The organism is Paracidovorax sp. (assembly GCF_057642795.1).
Genome location: NZ_JBXYZY010000044.1, coordinates 19,060 through 31,330, shown reverse-complemented (window position 1 = coordinate 31,330; position 12,271 = coordinate 19,060). Strand labels below are relative to the sequence as shown.

The following is a 12,271-nucleotide window of genomic DNA, read 5'->3' as shown; positions in this document are numbered from 1 at the left end:
GGCGTCACTCCTTTGGTTCGGTGGTGGGGATAAGCAAGAGCGCACGGTCGATGCGCTCGATGGAAAAGGCGCCCAGCAGGTCGGGCAGCAGCTCGGCGGGCGTGGCCAGCACGTCGCGCTGCATGGCGTCGCGGGCTTCGGGGCCGTCGTGCATGTCGTCGCAGCGGCGGCGGGAAGCCAGCAGTACTTCGCGGCGCAGCGGTTCGGCCGAATCGCCCATGCCGCGGCCGGCCTGGCGGGCCGTGGTGCGTGGAGTGGGGCGCGTTGTCACCAGTCCCACCCGTCAGCAGCGTCATCTGCAGTCACCAGCCGCTCGGCGGGCCGCAGGTTTTTGAAGAAATCGACCACATCAGGGGTCAGCCACTCGGCTGGATCGTGGTCGCGGGGGGCCAGAACGGCCTGCGAGAGCGCGCCGTCCAGGCGGGCCGTACAGTTATTGAAACCAGTCCAAGGCGCCGCCAAGGCGGCGCTGTCCCGGCCCTTGCCGGCGCTCTGCGCTTGCGTGGCCTCATCCAGCACGGGCGCCCAGGCAATGCGGCGGCTCACCAGCCACCGGCCGCACATGCGCCCGCGCTGCGGCTGCAGGCCCACCATGCGGCCCACCGTCACCTCTTCGCTGTATTTGTTGACCTGGCCCGCCTCCACGTGACGATGCACGGGCCGCAGGTGCCAGCACTTGCGCGGCAGCGCGTGGCCGCCCATGGCCTCCATGAAGATTCGCCAGTCCGCGCGCATGGTGCCGCTGCGGTGGCATGCGCTGAATGCCCGCACCGTGTCGCGGTCGCCCTCGCGCTGGAACAGTTCCAGCTGGTCGGAGGACACGCGGCGCAGCTCGCGCCATACCGTCACGCTGGGCATGCCGATGGCCTGAAATTGCCGGATGCCCCAGGTAGCGGCCCAGGCGTCCACGCGGCGGTGGCCGGCGGCGGGCTCGCGCACGTCGCGCGCATCGGTTGGCCCCAGGTCCAGGGCAATCTGCTGGCCCTGCACCACGTCCATGTGCTCGGCCAGAGCCACATGGCCCACGCTCTTGGCGATGTACTTCGCCACGTAGCCGGCCGCGCCGCCCTTCACCATGCGCTTGATATTGATGCGGTTCTCACGCGCGCCGCGTTCGTCGCCGTCGTCGCTCAGCCAGTAGCGGCGCAGCATTTCTTCCACGTCCTGCGCGCCTTCTTCGTCCTCGGTCCAGATCAAGGCATGCCAGTGCGGCGTGGCATCGTGGTGCGGCTCGGCCACGCGCAGCCCGTACATCCGCACGCCCGCACGGGCCAGGGCCGCGCGCGTCTTGGCCCACTTGTCGCGCAGCCACATCTGGCCGTCGCGCGGCGTGGCACCGCCGTATTTCTTATTGGGGATGGGCCGCCCGCCACTGCCCAGCTTGACCGGGTGGAAGCGGCTGGGCAGCGTGAGCGTCAGGAACAGGCCCACATGCCCGCGCGCATCCGCGTATTCCTCGGCGCCGCGTATGCGCGTCATCAGCTCGCCGCCGCGGATGATGGGGTTCGCGGTGCCCAGCGTGGCCAGCTCGGCCAGCGTGTACACCTGCCCGGCCTCATTGCGATACAGCGTGCGGCTCAGTGCCTCGGCATTGCGCTGCAGCTGCGCTTGCCGGCGCTGCAGGCCGTCTTCGCTGACGTACCCTCCGCGGCCCTTGTGTACGAGCCCGAGCCCCACGGCGCCAGCCTCCACCACGCGGGCCACATGCACGCGCAGCCGGCGGCGCCACCATGCCGCATCCTGCGCCCGCAAGATGCTGGGCAGGCCCTCGATGGGCTTGTCTTCGGTGATGCCCACGCAGCGCACCAGCATGCGAATGGACTGCACCCGCGCTGCCAGCGCGTCGCCACGGCCCATGGCGAGCGCGTCCAACTCGTCAGCCTCGGCCGCCAGCCGTTTGGCCATGGCGCAAATATCGTAGTCATCCAGATTCCAGAGGCTGGCCGCGCCGTAGCTGTCTTCAAACTCCGCGATGGCCTGCAGCAAGTCCCACGCCTTCGCCCACTCGGGCGGCTGGCGCAGGTACTCTTCCGCCGACATGCCCGCCGCCGCTATAGGTGGCGTGGCGACATCGAAACGCCCGCGGATTGCAGCCTGCCAGCCCGCTGGCGCGCACTTGATGACGCGCTCCATGTGCGTGCGCGCCATGTGCGGCGTCGGCTTGTTTTTCTCCCAATCGGCGAGGCTCGCGTTGGGCAGCTTGCGCGGAATCGTCGCCATGGCTCAGACCCTCGCCGCCAGGGCCACCAAGCCCGTGATGTGGCGCTTGGCGCTGCGCACCACTCCGCTGATACGCATGCGCTCGGGCGGTGGGATTTCGTGCCAATCCCGGCCGGCCAGTTGCTGCAGCGCGTCCATGTTTTCGCCCACGCCGGCCAGCACCAGCAAATCTTCGCGCCAGCTGCGCGGCAGCGAGCGCCATTCGCACGCCGCCGCATCCGCGAATCGGCCGAAGCTCGCCTTGCGCGTGAGTTCATCGCGCAGCTGCATGAGGTGCGTCAGCACGTCGCCCTGGGCCGGCGCCGTCTTGTTGTCCGGCCGGTCCATCACCTTGGCGCAGTTCAGGCACACCATCCGCAACGGCTGCGATGTTGGCGGCAGTGGCTCGGCATCCAATGCGGATTGCACGGCCTCGGGCAATCGCATATTCACGCAGCGGCCCCCACGCGGCGCAGGCCGAAGCCCGCCACGGGCACGCCCATGGCCTCGATCACGTCGAAGGCGCAAGCCCATGCTGCAGCCATACTGGCGGCCTGCACGGGGCGCATGCGCAGCCCTTCGGGCGTGCGGTAGGTGATGGCGTAGGTGTTCACCGGCCGCTCCCTTCGGGGCCGGCCAGCGCTGCCGCGAACGCGCCCAGGCCCACGCAGCCCAGCGCCAGAGACAGCCACACCAGCGGCGCGGCATCGGCCGCCATGCCGGCCACGCCCAGCGCGATGGACAGCAGGGCGATGCGGAAAGCCATCACGCGCATGCCGGCACCTCCAGCAGGTGCTTGGCGCGGCCATCGATGTTGATCGACACGCGCAGGCGGCCCTTCACCAGTTCCAGCCGCAAATCCCTGTCGCCGTAGTCGTATTCCTTGCGCACGTCCACGCGCATGCCGGCGGCCATCAGCACGTTGGCCAGCTTGACATTGCGCGTGCGGTCGAGGACGCCGGAGCCCAGGTAGATCGCCTTGCTGCCCCAGTCCCGCACCTCATCCAGATTCAGCACGATGCCTGCTGCAGCGATGGCCGGCATGAACGCATCCAGCAGCGCCAGCCGGGCGGCCATGCGCTTGATGCCGGCCAGCCGATCCGCGTGGCGGGCATGCTCATAGGCCAGCAGCTGTGCGCCTAGCGGCTTTGGCGCTTCATCGCGCCGGGTGGTGGAACGTGACGACATGGGCAAACCTCCGGTTTCTTCGGGCAAAGCAACCCCCTGCCTGGCGTTTCCGCCTTGCAAAAATCAGGGGGTGGGATGGGGTAGGGCGCCGCTGCTATTGAGCGGCTCCAGGGGGGAAAGCTAGGTCGTGATGGCCGCCCCGCTGCGGGCCGTGTCGGCCCGTGCCAGCTGCAGCGCCAGGCGCTCGCGGCGCACGCCGGCATCCAGGGGCAAGGCCACATCCATGGCGGGCATTGAACTGAGCGACACCGTGCGCAGCACCTCCAGCGCCGACACGTACACATGGCCGCAGCGCCAGTTGCTGCAGCGGTAGGTGATTTCGCGCATGGTGCGGCTCATCTCGCGGCTATCGATGGCCACCGCCCGCTGGCGGCAGTGCGGGCAGGTGGTGGTGATCCTCATGTAGCGGTCGGCCGGCGCGTGGCTGCTGGCGCGGCAAGCTGCCGTCACCGCGCCCCAATCGCTCATGGGTTGGTGCAGGTTGGCGGCGTAGTCGGCCTCGGGGTCCGATGCCATGTCGAAGGCCAGCTGCTCGCGCCGCGCAAAGCGGCTCATGGGCAGGCGCACGGCGGGCGACGGCGTGGCGCTGGCCACCAGGGTGCGCGCCACCTCCAGGCCGGCCACGTACACATGGCCGCAGCGCCAGTTGGCGCACTGGTAGGTTATCTCGCGCAGCGTGGGCGACACCTCCACGCTATGCACGGCCTTGGCCCGGCTGCGGCAGTGCGGGCAGGCAATGGTGATCCGCATGTAGGCGTGCGGGTCTTGCGCGGCGGCGTGCAGCGCTTCGCGTTCGGCCGTGGTGTGCATCATGTCCGGGGCTTCCTGTGTGGGGTGCGGGCTGGGCGTGCGGGTGCTATTGAGCGGCTCAACAGCGGCTAATTGCTGCGGGCGCCTTGCGCTTCGGCCGCGGGCGGCAGGCCGTGTTCGGCGCGGTAGGCCTCCAGGCCGCGCAGGTACACGCGGCGCATGAAGCTGGCCGCGCTGCGCTCTTCGGCCTGGGCCAGCTGCACGGCCTCGGCCAGTTCTTCGGGCCACAGGCGCATGCCGGTCTGCTGCATCTTGGGCTTCAGCTGCGCTTCAACGGGGGCGGCCAATCGCCCGGCCGCCCGGTTCTTCTGCACCAGGGCCTGGAAGCTGCTGCTGGAGTGGTTCGCGTTGTGCATGGGTGGATTCCTTCGTGTTGTCGATGGCCAGCCGGGGGCCGGGCCGTTTGCCCGTCATTCCGTGAACGACGCGCTCCAGCTGCCTGCTAATCAGCAGCTCGATCACTGCCGTGGTGCTGGGCAGCTGGTAGTGCTGGCGCAGCAGCTCCAGGCGGCTTTCCAGCGGGGCGGAAACATCCACCTGGGTGTCTTTCGTGTGCATCGGGCATGGGGCCTTGCGCTCTTTAGCGGCCTGCCTGGGCGGGCAGCGCCTGCAAGCCAAGTTCCTGCAGTGCCTTTTCAGCGGCCTGCATGGTCATGCTCTCGATCAGCGTGGCTTTCTGCATGCCCAGGCGGTCGGCCAGCACTTCCAGCAGCTGCTGGTCGGCGCGCTTGAACCGGACGGTGTGACGGAACACGCGGGCGTGTTCTTCCCTGTTTTCGTAAGCCATAGCCAAGCCTCCCCGCGCAAATGGCGGCGTGTACCATCGTGTTAGATGGCGTGTTTACCTTATGCGCTGGATTGTGCGGCATTTTTTTGCCGGTCACAAGCAAAAAATTACATATGGACGAAAAAAACCAGCAGGAAAACGCCTTGAGGGCGGAAATTGGCTTGAGGATGAGGGAGGAGCGTGAGCGTCTTGGACTCAAGCAGGCAGATTACGGCCGGTATGGGGATTGGCCCGTTCGAACCGTCAGTAGTTGGGAGGCAGGCCGAACCTCCCCTAAAGCCGAATTTTTCGCCGATGTGCAGGAACTCGGGCTTGACGTTCAATACATCATCACTGGCCGCCGTTCTGCTCCGGCTCGACCCGTGTCCGCACCGACGCCGATCAACGATGCTGACTCCATCCACATCCCTCTCTTGAACGCTGTCGGCAGCATGGGGCCGGGCAATGAACTCATGCCCGATGACGTGATCCTGGGCGACGTGCCCGTGTCACGCCAGTGGTTGAGCCGACACCTGCCGCGCAGCCGGCCTGAGGCGCTGCGCATGGTCCATGCCTACGGCGACAGCATGGGAGAGACCCTCGCATCCGGCGATTTCGCCATCGTGGACACAGACGCCAAGGTTGCCGACATCGATGGCGTCTATGTGCTGCAGGCCAACGGCCAGCTGTTCATCAAGCGCGTGACGCGGCGCATGGACGGCGCGCATGTCGTCAGCAGCGACAACCCCAGCGTTCGGACGGTGGACGTGCTCGACGGTTCGCAGCCGGTGCGGATTTGCGGACGGGTGGTGTATGGATGGAACGGGCGCCGTTTTTGACGCCAGGTTAGAACAGGGCGTAGAGCCCGCAACAAGGGGATGGCATGGTTTCTTTTATCGGATGGGCGTTCGTGCTTCTGGCGGTGGTGTTCTTCACGATAGGCGTGGTGGGTTTCATCAAGCCCAGCGCTATCAATACCAAAGACGGTAGGCCGCCCACACGCCTGCGCATGTTCCTTGTGGCGTGGCTGGCACCTATTCCGCCGGCGTTGATTGGCCTGCTGATGCTCATTCCATCAAGCCCCGTCACGACCGTTGCTTCCCAAGTCAATCCTACGCCTGGCACGCTGACTGCGGCCGATCTCCAAAAACCTTGGCCGCTTACGGTGTCGCAGGTAGTCGTTCATTGTGAGGATGCAAACCACCTCACGCTTGAGGCTGGCGGCAAGCGCTACCAGTTGATCGGTAGCCGCAACCCAGAGGCGCGCGGGTGGCTGCGCCGCGACGACATTTGGGCGCCGAGCACGACCGTGCCAGGCCTGCGCGAAGACATAGGCGAATTGGTGGACGTAGCCAGTTCGCACTGCGCGAGCATCGGCAAGCCAATGGGCGGGGCGTAGGCCGCAGCTTGCTTGCATCCACACTGCTTTGCCTTGTCGTTGGCATCACTGACGGCGACACCCTCAAGGCGCGCTGCGGCGATCCGGGCGCGTACCAGCAGATCACCGTGCGGCTGGCGGCCATCGATGCGCCCGAGTCGCGCCAGCCTTTCGGCCGTGCCAGTCGTCAGCATCTGGCGGTGCTCTGCCACCAGCGCGAGGCGGTGATCCACCCGCGCGCCAGGGACCGCTACGGGCGCACGGTGGCCGATGTCGCATGCGCGGGCCAGGACGCCGGGCGCGCTCAGGTGGCTGCCGGCATGGCGTGGGTGTATGACCGCTATGCGACGCCGCAGGATGCGCCGCTCTATGACCTGCAGCGGCGCGCCCGTGCGGCCGGCGCTGGCTTGTGGGCCGATGCGGATGCAGTGCCGCCATGGGACTGGCGCCGACAGGCGCGACGGCCTGCGGCTGTGCCCAGGTAGCCGCCGCCGCGATTACGCGGCCAATTTGCCCTTTTCCACGGCCTCGCGCAGCAGGTTATTCACTCGCGTCTGCCAGCCTTCGCCGGTGCTCTTCATTTTCTCCAGCACGTCGGCATCCAGGCGCATGGTCACCGGCACCTTGGTCGCGGCCAGGCGGGGGCGCCCACGGCCTCGCACCTGCATGCGTGCCACGTCGGCGGCAGTGATTTCCATGGTGTCGGGGTCGGCGGCGATGCCGGCCTCGATGGCGGCATCTTCGGCCGCCGTGGGCATGAGCAGCCCGAGCTTTTTAGATCGCGTCATACAACCTCACTTCGCGTGTATTGGCCTTGCGCAGGCTGATGATGCGCATGGCATCGCCGCGCTGCACGAACACCACCATGTACAGCCGGCGCTCGATCACGGCGAAGCCGATTTCTCGCACCTCGCCATAGTCGCGCCGCACGTCGGGGGCACAAAGCACATCAGCCCATTCGATGCGTTCCGCCAAGGCCAGCGAAACACCATGCTTGTCTTTGTTGAGTTCATCCTTGGCGGTGTCGAATTCGATGCGCATGGAATTATTGTATGTACATTAATTCGCTTTGTCTAGTGTTTTATCGATCTCCGTCTGGCTCTGCCTCATCCCCACCTTCCACCCCCTCGGCCTGCATCGTCTCCAGCGTGATGTGCGAGGTGTAGCCGCCGCCCTCCAGCGTGTGGCGCACGGCGGTAATCATCCAGGGCGTGGCGTCGATTTGCGGCTTGTAGCCGGCCACGGCGGCCGGGCGCTGGGGCGTCAGGTCGGCCCGGCCGTAGGCGAGGGTGATCTCGAAGCTGTAGATGCCGCGCTGCACGCGCAGCCACTCGGCGCGCGCGGCGGCCATGGCGTCGGCCTGGCTGGCGAAGGTGGCGCGCAGGGTCTTGGCCCGGCCGCTGATGCCGGCCACCACGCTCTTGCGGGCGCCGGCCTTGGTGCTGGTGTAGTAGGCCTTCACGCCGCTGTAGGCCTCGCGGTCGCTGCGGCTGTAGCGGTGGCTGTCGCCGTCCATCCGCGTGATGAGCACCGGGGGCAGTTCCTTGCCGCTCGGCGTGCGGGCGTTGCGCTTCTGGCTGAACAGGATGCAGCCGGCCTTGATGGTGGCGATGCAGTCGAATTGCCGGCCCAGCCGGCGCAGGAATGACGCGTCGGACTCCTGCGCCTGGTCGGCGTGCTTCACGGCGCGCTTGGCGATGGTGGCATCCACCTGGGCCTTCAGCTTGTTCTGCGTGGCGATGCTGCGCACGATGGCGCCCACGGTGGTGGCGTGCCAGCTGCGGTCCTTGAGCATGCGCAGCTCGTCCAGCAGGTCGGCGGCGCGGGCGCGCAGGGTGATGGTGTCGGGCGCGCCGCTGTATTCCACGGCCTGAATCGTGTAGCTGCCTTTGTCCACCAGCCCGATGGGCTGGCCCGCGCCGCTGCCGTCGCGCGTGCCGGTGGCGGTTTCCCAGCCGATGGCGACGGTGAGCGGGTCGCCGGTTTCGGGCAGGGCCACGGCGCCGTCGTGGTCGCTGATGACCACCTCCACCTCGTCGGCCGCGTTCTCGCGGCTGTCGCTGATGGCAAGCCGCACCAGCCGGGGCGCGATGCGCGCGGAAATGTCCTGGCCCTTGACGGTGACGCGCCAGACGGGCCGCATGTGGACGCCCGGCGGCGCGGGCCGGGCGCCGCGCACCTGGGGCGCGGGCAGGGTGGCGGCGATGGCCTGCACGTCGTTGGTCACAGGCTCATCCCCCGCGCGCTGGCGACGGCGCCCAGGTCGCCCATCTCTGGCGCAGGGGCGGCTTCTTCTACGCCCTGGTCCACGCGGCGCAGGGTGATGCTGAAATCGGTCTTGCGCGGCATGCCGTCGGCGAAGAAGAGGCCCTTGGTCTCCTGCATGTCGGTGATGACGTAGGCGCCGTAGTTGCGGCCCGTGCCTTCCACCAGCGCCCAGGCCAGGCCCTGATCGGCCATGGCGCGCAGGGTGTCGAGGCTGTCGAGCTTGCCGAACTCCGGCACCACGTTGCCGGTGATGGTGATCGTGTCCTCGCCCGGCCCCAGGAACTGCGAGGCATCGCGCCCGCCCACGATGGCCTGCGTGGGGTGCTTCCAAGAGCTGCGGCGCTGCAGCTCTTGATAGGCCAGCGTGTCGATGGCGAAAACGAAAAGGCCCAGGGCCAGCATCATGGTTCTTCCTCTCTGTCTCAATTGCTCAGATCGTAGAAGCCGCCGCCAGCGCGTGCGCGCTTGTCGGCCTCGCGGCGGTCCAGCTCGGAGCGCACCGCTGCGGCCAGGGCCTGCATATCCATGCCTGGCGCGGCGTGGATGTGGATTTCGATGCGGTCGCCAGCGGCCAGCGCGGCGGGCGCCGGGGCGGCAGGGCGGGGCACCTGTGGCGCCTGCAGCGGTGGGCGGCGGTCGATGGGGGCCAGCGGCTGCACCTGTGCCAGAGCGGGCAGGGCGCCGGCATCCGCTGCGCGGGCGGGCAGGGGCATGGCCTGGGGCACGGCCAGCGCCAGGCGCTGCACAAGGTCGGGCAACTGGGGCGGCGTGCCGGCGACGATGCGCTGCACCATGTCCGGCAAGGCGGGCAGCACGGGCGGGGCGATGGCCGGCGCCGGCAGGGCAGGGGGCGCCACGGCAAGGGGACGCGCTGCCAGCAGTGGCAGCTGTGGCATCGGGGGGGCGGCGAGCGCCACGCGCTGCACAAGGTCGGGCAGCGCGGGGGGTGCGGCCATGGCGGGCGCCGGAAGTGCCACCGCCGCAGCGGCGGCCATGGCGCCGGCCGCATTGCGCACCATGCGCTGGGTGCCCTCGATGCCCAGGGCAGCGCCTTCGCCCACGTTGATGCCGGCGGCCAGGAACACGCGGCTGGGCGAGTGGATGCCCAGCTTTTCCTTGAACCAGCCGATGGCCGAATCCGCCGCCGCGCCGATGGCGTCGCGCACCATGCCCACGGTGCTGGTGATGCCGTTCGCCAGTCCCTGCACGATGTTCCGCCCGAACTCTGTGAAGCGCTGCGGCAGTTCCAGGCCGAAGTAGCCCATCACGCCCGCGAACGCCTGGTAGAAGAGGCCCAGCGGGGACCAGTTCACGATGGCCGCGCCGATGGTGGCCAGCACGGCGGGGAACGAGCCGCCCAGCTGCTGCCACACGCTGCTGGCCGCTGCCAGCAGGCTCTGCCACACCGCCTCGATCGCGCCGGCCACGCCTTGCCACGCGCTTTCGGCCATGCCGCGCACGGCCTGCCATGCGGCGGCCAGGGTGCTGGTGATGGCCTGCCACGCGCCTGCGGCGATGGTCTGCACGCGCTGCCACACGCCAGCGAAGAAGCTACTGATGGCGCCCCAATGCCGATAGACCAGATACGCCGCCAGCGCGATGGCGGCCACGGCGGCGCCGATGGGGTTGGCCATCAGCAGCCGCAGCACGCCGGCCACTACGGTGCCGACGAATCCCAGCGCTGCGCCCAGGCCGCGCAGCACCAGCGCCAGCACGCCGCCCTGCACGCCGATGGCGGCCAGCGCGAAGCGCACCACCAGCAGCGGCGCGAGCATGCCGGCCAGGCCGACCATGAGGCCGCCGATGCCGACATACAGCACCGCCACGGCGGCGGCGGCCTTGGTGAGCCAGGCCACCAGCTGCGGGTTGGCCTTGACCCATGCGCCCACTGCAGCGGCTGTCTCGCCGAGCCAGTTCACCAGATTCTTCGCGTCCGGCGCCACGGTTTCGCCGATGGCGGCCAGCACGTTGGTCCAGGTGCCCTGGGCGGCCTCCACCGCGTTGGTGATGGTGCCGAGCTGCAGATCCACGCGCTTGCGCAGATCGGCCTGGGCTTGCATCTTGCCGACGACTTCCTTGTAGCCGTCGATGCCTTTGCTCAGGAAGACGTTCAATACGTCCAGCGTTTCGGCGTCGTCGCCGAACAGTTCCTTGATGACGCTGGTGCGCTTCTGGGTGCTGAGTTTCTCCAGCTGCTTGAGCTGGGCGAACATCTTTTCCACGCCTCCGAACTCGCCCTTCCCATCGGTGAAGTCGAGGGTGAAGCCGGCCTTGTTCTTCTTCAGCAGCGCGTTGGCCTTGCCGGCTTTCTTTTCATCGAAGCCGGCCTGCACCACCTTGCGGATGGCGTTGCCCGCCTGTTCCCCAGGCATGCCTTTCTGGTCCATCATGACCAGCATGGGCGCCAGGATCTTCGCTGCCTCCAGGCCCTCTTTCTTCATCATGGACATGGCGGGCGAGAGCTTGCCGAAGCCCTGCAGCATGTTGGTGCTGTCCACGCCCAGGTAATAGGTGCGCTGGATCATGTCCATCAGCCCGAGCATGTCTTTCTCGGTGGTGCTGGTGGCGTCCTGCATCTTGGCGGCGAACTCGGCCGCCTCGGTGACGGGCATGCGAAGCTGCACGCCCAGCAGCGCGGCGGCTTCGCCCGTGCCGCCCAGGATGCTCTTCGCGCTCAGGCCCTGGCGCTTGAGCACCGTCATCATTTCCGTGAACTCGGCCGTGGTGCCGGGCAGGCGGTCGCCCAGGCGCTGGGCGAGCGCGTCGATTTTCTCGAAGTCCGCAGCCACGCTGCCGTCCGACTCCATCATGCTGGCCTTCAGCTGGGTCGTGGCGTTCTCTTGCTCGGCATAGGCGCCCATGCTGGCGGCCACGGGCCGGGCCACGGCGGCGCCCGTGACCACGCCGGCCACGCCTGCTCCAGCCATGGCGGCGGTGCCGGCCATGCGCTTGCCGTGCGCCTCTTTCAGCGCGGCCATCTTGCGGTGCTGGTCTGCCACCTTCGCCATAGCCTCGCGCTGGCGTTCCACTTCCGTGGTGCCAGCCTTCCACTCTCGATTGATCTGGCGCAGTTTCGCGGCGAGCTGGGTCGTTCCCACGCCTGATTCGTCAAGACGGCCCTTGTAGCCCTTGAGAGATGCGTTCACCTCTTCCTGCCGGCGGCGAAGCTTGCCCAGCTCGTTTTCGTGGGCCTTGATGGCGTCTTGTTCGCGTCTTACCTCATCGGTGGCTTTGCGGTGTGCCTGAGTGACCTTCAGCAAGGTAATGCGTGCGAGTTCAATCTGCCGGATGTACGCGGCGGACTCGATGTTGCCATCTTGGAAGCCCTGAATCAGCTTGTCATGGGCTTGCCGTGCCACCTTCACGCTGGCCGCCATGTTGGAGATTCTCGAGCCCTGCTGCTGAACGTGGGCGTTCGCCGCTTTGATTTTCTCGGTCAAGCTGGCTTGCGTGGCCTCTAGCGCCTTTTGCTCTTTCGCCATCCGGTGAAAGCCGCGAATGTCGCTCAGCTGTTTGCTTAGGGCGCCGGTCGCTTCGCGTGTGGCCTTGAGGCCCTGCGCTGTGGCCTTGGCCTGGCGGTCGATGCCGCGCAGCGGGGCCAGGGCCTTGTCCACCATGGACATGACGACTTGGAGTTTCAGGGATGCGGCCATGGTGGGGCA

General features: G+C 67.9%; 17 protein-coding genes. 3 read left to right on the top strand and 14 right to left on the bottom strand.

Features of this window, described 5'->3' with window-relative positions; translation table 11 throughout:
- Positions 1-4: 4 nt before the first annotated feature.
- The 9 genes from AC3A84_RS17525 to AC3A84_RS17485 all read right to left on the bottom strand — a co-directional run bounded on the left by AC3A84_RS17525 (position 5) and on the right by AC3A84_RS17485 (position 4,984).
- Positions 5-271 (bottom strand): hypothetical protein, encoded by a 267-nt coding sequence (locus AC3A84_RS17525; protein WP_487971315.1) that lies wholly within the window; start codon positions 269-271, stop codon positions 5-7.
- Positions 268-2,220 carry a replication endonuclease gene (locus tag AC3A84_RS17520; RefSeq protein ID WP_487971314.1) on the bottom strand — a complete coding sequence of 651 codons (1,953 nt, stop codon included), beginning with the start codon at positions 2,218-2,220 and terminating at the stop codon, positions 268-270. The genes AC3A84_RS17525 and AC3A84_RS17520 overlap by 4 nt, the downstream gene beginning before the upstream one ends.
- A gap of 3 nt (positions 2,221-2,223) precedes the next feature.
- Positions 2,224-2,628: a hypothetical protein gene (locus tag AC3A84_RS17515; protein WP_487971313.1), complete on the bottom strand. Its 405-nt coding sequence runs from the start codon at positions 2,626-2,628 to the stop codon at positions 2,224-2,226.
- 20 nt (positions 2,629-2,648) lie between these two features.
- Positions 2,649-2,813, bottom strand: a complete 165-nt coding sequence (locus AC3A84_RS17510) for a hypothetical protein (protein ID WP_487971312.1) — start codon at positions 2,811-2,813, stop codon at positions 2,649-2,651.
- The gene (locus AC3A84_RS17505; RefSeq protein WP_487971311.1) at positions 2,810-2,974 is read right to left on the bottom strand and encodes a hypothetical protein; all 165 of its coding nucleotides are present in this window, start codon (positions 2,972-2,974) and stop codon (positions 2,810-2,812) included. The genes AC3A84_RS17510 and AC3A84_RS17505 overlap by 4 nt, the downstream gene beginning before the upstream one ends.
- Positions 2,965-3,387, bottom strand: coding sequence for a hypothetical protein (locus tag AC3A84_RS17500; RefSeq protein ID WP_487971310.1), 423 nt, complete (start codon positions 3,385-3,387; stop codon positions 2,965-2,967). Before AC3A84_RS17500 ends, AC3A84_RS17505 begins: the two co-directional genes overlap by 10 nt.
- Positions 3,388-3,507: 120 nt before the next feature.
- Positions 3,508-4,200, bottom strand: coding sequence for an Ogr/Delta-like zinc finger protein (locus AC3A84_RS17495; protein WP_487971309.1), 693 nt, complete (start codon positions 4,198-4,200; stop codon positions 3,508-3,510).
- A 65-nt stretch (positions 4,201-4,265) separates the two neighbouring features.
- The gene (locus AC3A84_RS17490) at positions 4,266-4,553 is read right to left on the bottom strand and encodes a hypothetical protein (RefSeq protein WP_487971308.1); all 288 of its coding nucleotides are present in this window, start codon (positions 4,551-4,553) and stop codon (positions 4,266-4,268) included.
- Between the two features lie 224 nt (positions 4,554-4,777).
- Positions 4,778-4,984 carry a hypothetical protein gene (locus tag AC3A84_RS17485; RefSeq protein ID WP_487971307.1) on the bottom strand — a complete coding sequence of 69 codons (207 nt, stop codon included), beginning with the start codon at positions 4,982-4,984 and terminating at the stop codon, positions 4,778-4,780.
- 113 nt (positions 4,985-5,097) lie between these two features.
- Between AC3A84_RS17485 and AC3A84_RS17480 the strand changes: the two genes are divergently transcribed.
- The 3 genes from AC3A84_RS17480 to AC3A84_RS17470 are packed head-to-tail and all read left to right on the top strand — an operon-like array spanning position 5,098 to position 6,826.
- Positions 5,098-5,802, top strand: coding sequence for an XRE family transcriptional regulator (locus AC3A84_RS17480; RefSeq protein ID WP_487971306.1), 705 nt, complete (start codon positions 5,098-5,100; stop codon positions 5,800-5,802).
- A 44-nt stretch (positions 5,803-5,846) separates the two neighbouring features.
- Complete coding sequence (locus AC3A84_RS17475; protein WP_487971305.1) at positions 5,847-6,362, top strand: hypothetical protein; 516 nt, start codon at positions 5,847-5,849, stop codon at positions 6,360-6,362.
- An 8-nt stretch (positions 6,363-6,370) separates the two neighbouring features.
- Positions 6,371-6,826 (top strand): thermonuclease family protein, encoded by a 456-nt coding sequence (locus AC3A84_RS17470; RefSeq protein ID WP_487971304.1) that lies wholly within the window; start codon positions 6,371-6,373, stop codon positions 6,824-6,826.
- A gap of 12 nt (positions 6,827-6,838) precedes the next feature.
- Here the strand turns inward: AC3A84_RS17470 and AC3A84_RS17465 are convergent, their stop codons facing one another.
- From AC3A84_RS17465 to AC3A84_RS17445, 5 genes are read right to left on the bottom strand one after another with little or no spacing between them, the layout of a single operon-like run.
- The gene (locus AC3A84_RS17465; RefSeq protein WP_487971303.1) at positions 6,839-7,129 is read right to left on the bottom strand and encodes a BrnA antitoxin family protein; all 291 of its coding nucleotides are present in this window, start codon (positions 7,127-7,129) and stop codon (positions 6,839-6,841) included.
- Positions 7,116-7,382, bottom strand: a complete 267-nt coding sequence (locus tag AC3A84_RS17460) for a BrnT family toxin (RefSeq protein ID WP_487971302.1) — start codon at positions 7,380-7,382, stop codon at positions 7,116-7,118. Before AC3A84_RS17460 ends, AC3A84_RS17465 begins: the two co-directional genes overlap by 14 nt.
- 40 nt (positions 7,383-7,422) lie before the next feature.
- On the bottom strand, positions 7,423-8,568 hold the full coding sequence (locus AC3A84_RS17455; protein WP_487971301.1) for a contractile injection system protein, VgrG/Pvc8 family: 1,146 nt from the start codon (positions 8,566-8,568) through the stop codon (positions 7,423-7,425).
- On the bottom strand, positions 8,565-9,014 hold the full coding sequence (locus AC3A84_RS17450) for a phage tail protein (protein ID WP_487971300.1): 450 nt from the start codon (positions 9,012-9,014) through the stop codon (positions 8,565-8,567). The genes AC3A84_RS17455 and AC3A84_RS17450 overlap by 4 nt, the downstream gene beginning before the upstream one ends.
- 17 nt (positions 9,015-9,031) lie before the next feature.
- Positions 9,032-12,262 (bottom strand): phage tail tape measure protein, encoded by a 3,231-nt coding sequence (locus AC3A84_RS17445; RefSeq protein ID WP_487971299.1) that lies wholly within the window; start codon positions 12,260-12,262, stop codon positions 9,032-9,034.
- Positions 12,263-12,271: the final 9 nt, after the last annotated feature.